Genomic DNA, 9,432 nt, shown 5'->3' on the forward strand with positions numbered 1-9,432 from the left:
GGCGTCGTGCATGCAGGCCCTGATCCAGCTCACCGAATACCTCGCACGTCTGGAGCCCCGACCGTGAGCACCGCGCCCCCTCGCATCTCCCTGTACCAGCCCGACTTCGCCCAAGACCCGCACGCCTTCTACCGGCGTATGCGCGAGCAGTTCGGTCCCCTGGTCCCGGTGGCCCTGGCGCCCGGCGTGCCCGCCACGCTGGTCGTCGGCTATGAGGCGGCCCGCCGTATCCTCGGCGACCCGCAGCGCTTCCCCGCCGACCCGCGCCGGTGGCAGACCACCGTCCCGGACGCCTGCCCCATCCGGCCGATGATGGAGTACCGGCCCAACGCGCTGCGCTCCGCGGGCGCCGAGCACGCCCGCTACCGGGCCGCGAACACCGCCGCGTTGCAGGCCGTCGACCAGCACGCGCTGCGCGATCACGTCGAGCAGGTCGCCGCCCAGACCATCGGCGCCTTCGCTGCCGAGGGGAAGGCCGACCTGCTGGCCCAGTACGCCTGGCCGCTCGCCTTCAACACGCTCAGCCACCTGCTTGGCTGCCCCGACGAGGTCGGGCGACGGATCGCGGACGGCATGTCCAAGATCTTCGACGGGGTCAACGCCTCCATCGGCAACCAGATCCTCGCCCAGGCCGTCACCGATCTCGTCGCCCTGCGCCGGGCGCACCCCGGCGACGACGTGACCAGCAGGCTCCTCGTCCACGTCGCGCGGCTGAACGACATCGAGATGGGCCAGCAGCTCCTCACCCTCTACGGCGCGGGCATCGAACCGCTGACCAACCTGATCACCAACACGCTCCTGGAGATGCTGACCAACCCGGATTTCTCCGGGGACCTGCACGCCGGCGATGCCTCCGTCCGCGAAGCCTTGGACACGGTGCTGTACCGCGACCCGCCGCTCGCGAACTTCTCCATGAGCTACCCGCCCCGGCCCGCCGACGTCGGCGGCTACCTGCTCCCGGCCGACGAGCCGGTGGTCATCAGCTACGCCGCATGCAACAACGACCCCGATCTCGGCGGGCGCGCGCCGCTGGGCAACCGCGCCCACCTCGCCTGGGGCGCCGGCCCGCACAGCTGCCCCGCCAGCTCTCACGCCTACCTCATCGCCGAGGCCGCCATCCTCCACATCCTCGATGCCCTGCCCGAAATGGACCTCGCCACCCGCCGCGAGGACCTCACCTGGCGCCCCGGCCCCTTCCACCGCTCCCTGGTGACCCTCCCCGTCACCTTCCCCACCAGCTGAAAGAGACCCCGACGTGCCCGAACAGCAGATACTCGTCCTCGACCCCACCGGCAACGACCCGGACGCCGAACACCAGGCCCTGCGCGAGCGCGGCCCCGCCACCCTCGTGGACATCCTCGGCGTGCGCGCCTGGTCCGTCTCCGACCCGGCTCTCCTGAAGGAACTGCTCACCAGTAAGGACGTCTCCAAGGACGGCCGCGCCCACTGGCCGGCCTTCGCCGAGACCGTCCCCACCTGGCCGCTGGCCCTATGGGTCGCGGTGGAGAACATGTTCACCGCCTACGGCGCCAACCACAGCCGCCTGCGCCGCATGGTCACCCCCGCCCTCTCCGCCCGCCGCACCGCCGCCCTCCAGACGGGCATCGAGACCCTGCTCAACGGGCTGCTCGACGACCTCGACGCGCTCCCGGTCGACGAGAGCGTCGACCTGCGCGAGCGCCTCGCCTACCCGCTGCCGATCGCCGTCATCGGACAGCTCATGGGCCTCCCCGCCGACCAGCGCGCCGAGTTCCGCACCGTGGTCGACAACGTCTTCGCCACCCACCTCACCGCCGAGGAACAGGCGGCCAACACCGCCGCCCTCTACGGCCTGCTGGACGCCCTCATCTCCACGAAGCGGACCAGGCCCGACGAAGACATGACCTCGCTGCTGATCGCCACCCGCGACGAGGAAGGCGACGGTTCCACCCTCAGCGACGCCGAACTGCGCGACACGCTCCTGCTGATGATCAGCGCCGGGTACGAGACCACCGTCAACGTCATCGACCAGGCCCTCACCACCCTGCTGTCCGACCCGGAGCAGCTCGCCCACGTCCGGGACGGTCGGTGCACCTGGCAGGACATCGTCGAGGAGACCCTGCGGCACGAGCCCGCGGTCAAGCACCTGCCCCTGCGCTACGCCCTCACCGACATCCCGCTCCCCGACGGGCAGACCATCCGGTCCGGCGACGCAGTCCTGGCCTCCTACGCCGCCGCCAACCGACACCCCGGCCTGCACCAGGACGCCGACCAGTTCGACGCCACCCGGATCAGCAAGGAGCACCTCGCCTTCGGGCACGGCGTCCACTTCTGCCTCGGTGCCCCGCTGGCCCGCCTCGAAGTCGCCACGGCTCTGCGCCTGTTCTTCGAGCGCTTCCCAGACGCCCAGCTCGCCACCCAGCGCGAAGACCTACAGCGCCTGCCGAGCCTCATCAGCAACGGACACACCAGCGTCCCCGTCCTGCTGCGCCCCACGACGACCGACTGACCGGCCCTCAACGAGGAATCCCTACCATGACCGCCCTCGCCCCAATACAGCCCCTCACCCCCTCCGAACAGCGCATCGCCCCGCACGTGATCAAGGGCCTGGACGCCCGCGAAATCGCAGCCGCCACCCAGCTCAAGCCGAACACCGTCCGCTCCACCCTGCGCACCGTGCGCTGGAAGCTGGCCTGTCCCGAACGCTGCTCCCTCGCCGTCGTCGCCCACCGCCTCCTCGACTCCGGCCAGATCACCGCCCCGACACCGCCACGCCCCGCTCCGGATCTCAGCCCCGAGCAGATCAGCCTGCTCAAAGCCGCGGCAGAACACACCCTGCCCCGCGACATCGCCCTCGCCGCCGGCCTCGCCCCGGCCGACCTGCGCGCCGCGCTCGACCAGCTCCTCGCCGACACGGGCGCACAGGACACCACCGAATTGGTGGTCCTTGCGCACAGCTGGCAGCTGCTACCGGCCGAGCAAGCCGCCCACGCGACGCGAAGCGGGGCAACCCAGTGACTCGCCCTATAACCCCCACGGCCAGCGAGGACCGCTCCGCCACCGGCACGTTCACCCAGACGCCGCCGGCCGCCATCTACGAGATGCGCATGCTGAGCACTGCGGCCGAGCGCGAAGAAGCCGCCGCCCTCATCCAGGACCGCCAGCGCTGGCTCACCCTGCGCGGTCTGCCCGTACCCACCCGAGCCGACATCCCCGCGCAGTTCCGCGAGGCGCAGGCCATGCCCGCCGGACTGTTCGAGGACGGGAGGCTGCTGGCCTGCATGATCCCCGAGCACGACCCTGACCTCGGATGGGGCCACGGGCCGTGCCTCTTTCTCCACAGCGTCCACACTCTGCCCGGCCAGTCCGACGACATCACCCGCCTGATCACCCTGTGGGCGTCCGACTTCGCCGCCCGGGTCGACCTCCCTGTCGTACGGGCCGAGACCCTGGCACGCCACGCCCTCGAAGTCGAACCCCTCGCTGCCGTCCTGCGTCGGCTCATCGAGACCGGCTGGGACGTGCACGGATCGGGGCCCGGACGCGACGGCGATCGAGCCGCCCGCCTCGAACTCCCCGCTGAGCCCCGCCCCGGGCTCAGCACACTGATCAGCTGCCAGGTCCACGCGCCGCATCCAGCCCCGAGTGACCGGAGCAACGCGTGACCACCGACGAACCGCTGCGGCCCGACCTCGCCCGCGAGCTGATCGCCCGCGCCACGGATTCGACCGCGCACCGGGCCAAGCGCGTGCGCGACCAGCTCGACGCCGTCCAGCTCGGACGGGGCCGGCACACCGACCACGCCAACACCAAGGTGCTGCGCCGCATCCTGGCCGAGCACGACTGGCCCGGCCACCGCCTCGTCGGCCCCGACGCGGCCCGCGCCGCGTGGAGCATCGCCCTGCACAGCGACGACGAACCCGACTTCCAGCGCGCCGCCACCACCCTGCTGGGACGTGCGGTCCAGGCCGGCGACGCACTGGTCCAACACTGGGCGCACCTGCACGACCGCACCCTCATCACCAGCGGGCGAGACCAGGAGTACGGCACCCAGCTCCTGCTGCGCGCCGACAGCATCGAACTGTGCCCGCTGCGCGCGCCGGAGTCAGTCGACGCACGCAGGGCCACCGTCGGTCTGCCGCCGATCGCCGTCGCGCTGAAGACAGTGCGCCGCCGGTACACCCCCTACGGCTCCGCCGATGAGGCCCCGACCGTCGTCCTCGCGGGGGCCGCGTGAATAAGCAGAACCGCAACCTCTCGACCAGTCGTCTCACGGCCGCAACTCCAGTCTGGGAAAGGATCGTTGACGCATGAAGCTCACCACCGCCGTTCTCGCTGCCGGTGCTGCCGTCTCCCTCACCACCGCCATGGTCGGAGCGGCCCGGCTCCGGCAGGACGCACGACACCAGACCGAGCGAAACGAGGCGCTGGTCGCGGGCAACCAGATCGACTGGCTGGCGCAGACGTCCACCAATCCCGATCTCGCCAAGCTCTGGAAGCCGGAGGACATGGAGGCCGAGGAGTACATGCAGCTCATGTCGGCCAACCGGCTCATCTGCGCGCTCAGTCTGCGCGACCGCCTGGGCTTCGTCCCGAAGGGGCACCTGCCCTTCTTCGCTGCCTGGATCATGAAGAGCGACGTCAGCCGACGGTACTGGAAGCGGTTCGGTGACCTCCGCGCCCAGGAGGCCGAGGGAGACGAGCGCGCCGAGCGGTTCACGAACGCTCTGGACCGGGCCGCTCAAGCCCGTTCGCGTGAACAAACCGCAGCCGCCTGAAGAAGAGGCTGCCTCGCTCTCAACTCCTGAAGGAACTCCATGGACTTCATTGCTGTTCCACTACCGCCCGGCGATTTCACCATCGGGAAGACGTTCAACTTCGAGGCTGGCCACCGGCTTCCCGGGCTGCCGGACGAGCACAAGTGCTCGCGCCAGCACGGGCACAGCTACGAGGTCGAGGTCATCCTTACCGCATCCTCGCTGGAGGAGCCCGGCTTCGTCGCGGACTTCGGGGCGCTTGCTCCGTTCAAAGAGTTCATGAACACCGAACTCGACCATCACAACTTGCACGAGATTCTTCCCTTCGAGCCGACCTCGGAGCGCTTGGCCCAGTTCCTGGCCGGGTGGTTCATCCAGAACCTTCAGCCCGCCATCCCCGGCCGCCTGGTCGCCATCCTGGTCCGAGAGACCCAGAGCAGCTGGGCCCGCTTCGATGTGGAGGGACGGTGACCGCATCCGGGACGATCCCCGACGAACCGACGGCTGACGAAGGCGAATCCCACCTGATCGTCGCGGAGTGCTTCGGCGTCGAGGTGCCGACCTTCCAGGGCGAGGGACCGAGCTGCGGACACCCAGCGCTGTTCATACGCCTGTCCAGGTGCAACCTCACCTGCGCGAAATGCGACACGAAGTACACCTGGGACTGGTCCCAGTTCGATCCGCGCAAGGAGTCGGCGAAGCGGTCCGTGGCGGACCTGGTGGCCTGGGCCGCTTCCTCGCCGGTCGAGCTGGTCGTGATCACCGGCGGCGAGCCGTTGATCCAGCAGGCGCGACTGGTGCCTCTCGTCCGGGGACTGATAGCAGCCGGCAAGCGGATCGAGTTCGAGACGAACGGCACCATCGCGCCCGCTCCCGAGCTGGTGGCCGACGAGGTCCGGTTCAACGTCTCGCCCAAGCTCGCCAGCTTCGGCGTGAAGGAGACCAAGAGCATCGTGCCAGCCGCGCTGGAGTCGTTCGTGGCCTCCAGGCAGGCGGCGTTCAAGTTCGTAACTTCCACGGTGGACGACCTCGACCGGATCGCCGAGCTGGCCGACGCCCACCGGCTCGCGCCGGTGTGGGTGATGCCGGAGGGCACCACCCCCGAGGTGATCACCGCGACCACTCGGGTCCTCGCGGACGCGGTCGCGGCCCGTCACTGGCACTTCACCACCCGCCTTCACGTGTTGGCCTTCGCGGACGCCCGAGGCCGCTGACCGCACGTGCCACCACGCCCCATCCGTTCCCCCAGTCCCCGGAAACGAGAGACGCCCATGACGACCTCTATCGCCAGCCCGGCAGTGGCGCCGACCGCCGTCGTCCCCGGGCCCGCTGCGGTCATCGACACCGGCCGGGTCGCCGGCCTGATCCACCAGCTCTTGGCCGAACTGGGCGAGGACCCCGCCCGCGAGGGGCTGACCGGCACCCCGGACCGCGTCGCGGCCTGGTGGAAAACCTTCCTGTCCCCGGACGGCGCCGCAACGGCCACCTGCTTCACCGAGTCCCAGCTGGGTGGTCAGCTGGTCATCGTGGGCGGCATGAGTGTGTGGTCGCTCTGCGAGCACCACATGCTGCCCATGAACTTGCAGGTCACGGCTGGATACGTGCCGGATGGCGAGGTGGTGGGCCTGTCGAAGTTCGGGCGGATCGCCCAGCACTTTGCCGGCCGACTGCAGGTCCAGGAACGCTTCACCCGCCAGGTCGCCGAATACCTCAACGGCGTGATCGGACACGAGGACGTCGCCGTCGCCGTGCGCGGCGTGCACCTGTGCATGAGCATGCGGGGCGTACGGATGGAGGAGGCTCGCACCACCACGGTGCACTCGGGCGGGCGCTTCGGCACCGATCCCGTCCTTTCCCAGCAGTTCCTCACCCTCACCACCGGCCTGTGGGGAGCGCCGTGATCACCACTGCGGGAATCGACTTCTCCGTCATCGCTCCGCCTGCCTACCTGGAGCACTTCGTCGCCCAGGAGCCGGCCCGCGTCCACCACGTGGCCGCCCAGCACGTGCTGTCCGACGAGAGCTACCGGGCCTTCTTCGCTCGCGAGGCCGAGCGAGGCGCCGAGATCATCGTCGACAACGGGCTCTTCGACCTCGGCTACGCCCTGCCGGCGGAAAGCCTCGTCGAAGCCGCGCTCGCGGTGTCCGCGAGGGAGATCATCCTGCCGGACGTCATGCGGGACGGGGCCGCGACCTTGAAGGCTGGCGAGAAGGCCGCGCGCGAGATCCGGGAGCTGTCCGGCGATGCATTCCGGCTGTGCGCGGTGCTGCACGCCGCGGACGACGACGAGTGGCTGCGCACCTACGACGCCTTCGTGACCAGCGACTGGGCCGGGGCCATCGCTCTGCCGGCCTCGCGTCGACCGGATCCCGACGAGCAGCTGTGCCGGACCCGCTGGTTGGCGACGGCCTACCTGCAGGACCACGGCCTGCTCGACGATCTGCTCGTCTACCGGCTGCTCGGTCTGGGCCGGACCGGGCACCTGGAGCTGATCGAGCAGCGCGAGCGCGAGTGGATCTCCTCCGTGGACGGCGCGGCCCCGGTCATCCTCGGCGCGATGGGCGTCGCCCTGCTGCCCGAAGGGCCCTACGAGAAGCCCTCCACGCCCCGCATCGAGAAGCTCGGCCCGATCCCCGAAGACCGGTTCGACCTCATCCGGGAGAACATCTGCGTCGTCCGCGCAGCGGCCGGCAGCAGCGTGACGATCGCCGAGGAGCACCGATGACCCCCTTACTGGCAGACCCCGCCCCCGGCCTCCTGCGCGCCGCCCCGATCGAACCAGCCGGGCACACCATGACCCACGAGAGGCTGCTGCGCTACCTGGAGATCAAGGTCCACCACCTCATCCAGGACCATGACTGGGACAGCATCCGCGTCATCGGCGGCTACGACCGCACGGCGGTGGTCTCCCGGTACGAAAAGACCGGGAAGCTGTTCAACATCGAACGGCCCACCGCAGAGATCCACGGCCGTGACCTCGTCGTCAAGGCGTTCCCCGGAGCCGACTACGTCCAGCACTACGCCCTGATCATCGCCACGTACCTGGCCATGACCGGCCGCCCGGCAGACACTGTCACCTATCAGCCGCCCGAGCATGAGAAGTGCCGAACGGCGCTCGACGCGCTCGACCTGGAACTGGACGGCGACCTGGTGATCGTCGGCTGGGGCCTTCAGCACCTCGCTTCCGAGAACGGAGTGTGGACCCGCGGACCCGGCTACGCCTGGCAGCGCCTCGACGTCGCCGGCCGTCGCGTGGTCTACCTCGGGTTCCTCCACAGCATCTGGGGAGACGTGGCCGGACGGGTCGTCACGCGCCTTGCCGAACTCGGCGCAGGCGACGTCGTCTACGTCGGCAAGGTCGGCTCACTGACCCCCGGCGTCGAACCGAACGCCTGGCTGGCGACCGGCAACACCAGCCTGATACGCGGGGCGATGGTGAGCTGGGACGACTTCTTCGGCGACTACGCCGCCGCCCACGACGGGGTGCACAGCGGCCTGCACGTCTCCTCCCCGTCGATCCTGCTGGAGAACCGCGACTGGCTGGCCCAGCACACCGCCTCGTACGCCTTCGTCGACCCGGAGATCGGACCCATGGGCGCGGCGGCGCGCCAGACGGGGATCAGATTCGGTTACCTCCACGTCATTTCCAACAACCTCGCCACCCACTATCCCGCCGACCTGTCCAATGAACGGCACGGCGACGTCCTGCGCCAGCGGGCCGTCCTGGTGGACCGCATCCGCACCATCATCACCGGCCGCCTGACCTCCAGCCCGACCCACACCCTGGGAGAGTCCCGATGACGGCGAACGCGCCGACCACCACCGCAGCCGGGAAGCTGATCACCTTCGTCGGCGGTGACGGGGCCGGCAAGTCGACCCTCGCCGCCCACCTGCACCAGGCCCTCAATGATGCCGGCCACACGGCAGTCCTCATCGGCAAGCACAGCACCGACGTCCCCCAGGACCCGGAGCTGTCCGCCTACCTCGACCGCCTCAACGAGCTGGTCTACCGGCGCGACGCCCGCGTCGCCCAGGCATGCGGCGACCACTACTGGCTGCTGGCCCTGGCCTCCTGGTACACCCTGCAGGACCGGCTCGTCATCCAGCCGGCCCTCGCTGCGGGCACCCACGTGATCCTCGACAACGCGCACCACAAGATCCTCGCCCGGTACGCGGTCAACCCCGAGGTCTCCCCCCGCCTGTGCGAGCAGGTCTTCGCGCATCTGACGAAGCCGGACCTGGTGTTCTTCTTGAACATCGGTGCCCGCGAGGCTCTCGTCCGCAAGGGCTCGTTCACTTCCCTGGAGGCCGGCCACGCCGGGGGCGGGGACGAGGACTTCATCCGCTACCAGGACACCGTGCTGGACCAGATGCGCGAACAGGCGGAGCGCGGCGCCTGGCTGACGCTGGACGTCGCCCAGTTGGACCGCGACCAGGTCTACAAGGCCGCTTCCGCTGCCTTGGCCGACCGTCTGCGCCTGACCGTCTGACCCGGCTCTCCCGCACCGATAAACAAGGAACGCACCATGGACCAGGCCCTGTCCGCGAGCGAGACATACGTCTGTCACGGCATCACCTGGGCGAGAGGTGACCCCCGTCTTCTGCTCGCCCCCGTGACCGGCGGACCACTTGTCTACGCCCCGGTCATGGGCAGGCGCCTGAGTTACCAGGTGAGCGGTACCGGCCGGTGGTGCAC

Annotated in this window: 12 protein-coding genes; all 12 read left to right on the plus strand. The window is 69.8% G+C overall.

Annotated elements, in window-relative coordinates; all coding sequences use genetic code 11:
* The first annotated feature begins 63 nt into the window (after positions 1 to 63).
* The 12 genes from ACFWN1_RS29105 (at position 64) to ACFWN1_RS29160 (ending at position 9,226) form a co-directional block, all read left to right on the plus strand.
* The gene (locus ACFWN1_RS29105; RefSeq protein ID WP_384368316.1) at positions 64 to 1,242 is read left to right on the plus strand and encodes a cytochrome P450; all 1,179 of its coding nucleotides are present in this window, start codon (positions 64 to 66) and stop codon (positions 1,240 to 1,242) included.
* A 13-nt stretch (positions 1,243 to 1,255) separates the two neighbouring features.
* Positions 1,256 to 2,488, plus strand: coding sequence for a cytochrome P450 (locus ACFWN1_RS29110; RefSeq protein WP_384368319.1), 1,233 nt, complete (start codon positions 1,256 to 1,258; stop codon positions 2,486 to 2,488).
* Between the two features lie 26 nt (positions 2,489 to 2,514).
* Complete coding sequence (locus ACFWN1_RS29115) at positions 2,515 to 2,997, plus strand: LuxR C-terminal-related transcriptional regulator (RefSeq protein WP_384368322.1); 483 nt, start codon at positions 2,515 to 2,517, stop codon at positions 2,995 to 2,997.
* Entirely contained in the window at positions 2,994 to 3,644 is a 651-nt protein-coding gene (locus tag ACFWN1_RS29120) for a hypothetical protein (RefSeq protein WP_384368325.1), read from the plus strand. The genes ACFWN1_RS29115 and ACFWN1_RS29120 overlap by 4 nt, the downstream gene beginning before the upstream one ends.
* The gene (locus ACFWN1_RS29125; RefSeq protein ID WP_384368328.1) at positions 3,641 to 4,216 is read left to right on the plus strand and encodes a DUF6624 domain-containing protein; all 576 of its coding nucleotides are present in this window, start codon (positions 3,641 to 3,643) and stop codon (positions 4,214 to 4,216) included. Before ACFWN1_RS29120 ends, ACFWN1_RS29125 begins: the two co-directional genes overlap by 4 nt.
* 73 nt (positions 4,217 to 4,289) lie before the next feature.
* On the plus strand, positions 4,290 to 4,757 hold the full coding sequence (locus tag ACFWN1_RS29130) for a DUF6082 family protein (RefSeq protein ID WP_384368331.1): 468 nt from the start codon (positions 4,290 to 4,292) through the stop codon (positions 4,755 to 4,757).
* Positions 4,758 to 4,796: 39 nt separating this feature from the next.
* Positions 4,797 to 5,207, plus strand: a complete 411-nt coding sequence (locus ACFWN1_RS29135; RefSeq protein WP_384368334.1) for a 6-pyruvoyl tetrahydropterin synthase family protein — start codon at positions 4,797 to 4,799, stop codon at positions 5,205 to 5,207.
* On the plus strand, positions 5,204 to 5,950 hold the full coding sequence (locus ACFWN1_RS29140) for a 7-carboxy-7-deazaguanine synthase QueE (RefSeq protein ID WP_384368337.1): 747 nt from the start codon (positions 5,204 to 5,206) through the stop codon (positions 5,948 to 5,950). Before ACFWN1_RS29135 ends, ACFWN1_RS29140 begins: the two co-directional genes overlap by 4 nt.
* A 57-nt stretch (positions 5,951 to 6,007) precedes the next feature.
* The gene (gene folE, locus ACFWN1_RS29145) at positions 6,008 to 6,637 is read left to right on the plus strand and encodes a GTP cyclohydrolase I (RefSeq protein ID WP_384368340.1); all 630 of its coding nucleotides are present in this window, start codon (positions 6,008 to 6,010) and stop codon (positions 6,635 to 6,637) included.
* Positions 6,634 to 7,461, plus strand: a complete 828-nt coding sequence (locus ACFWN1_RS29150) for a hypothetical protein (protein WP_384368343.1) — start codon at positions 6,634 to 6,636, stop codon at positions 7,459 to 7,461. The genes folE and ACFWN1_RS29150 overlap by 4 nt, the downstream gene beginning before the upstream one ends.
* On the plus strand, positions 7,458 to 8,537 hold the full coding sequence (locus tag ACFWN1_RS29155; protein WP_384368346.1) for a hypothetical protein: 1,080 nt from the start codon (positions 7,458 to 7,460) through the stop codon (positions 8,535 to 8,537). The genes ACFWN1_RS29150 and ACFWN1_RS29155 overlap by 4 nt, the downstream gene beginning before the upstream one ends.
* Positions 8,534 to 9,226, plus strand: a complete 693-nt coding sequence (locus ACFWN1_RS29160) for a dTMP kinase (RefSeq protein ID WP_384368349.1) — start codon at positions 8,534 to 8,536, stop codon at positions 9,224 to 9,226. Before ACFWN1_RS29155 ends, ACFWN1_RS29160 begins: the two co-directional genes overlap by 4 nt.
* Positions 9,227 to 9,432: the final 206 nt, after the last annotated feature.

Origin of the sequence: Streptomyces sp. NPDC058459, assembly GCF_042721685.1 — a bacterium.
GTDB lineage: Bacteria > Actinomycetota > Actinomycetes > Streptomycetales > Streptomycetaceae > Streptomyces.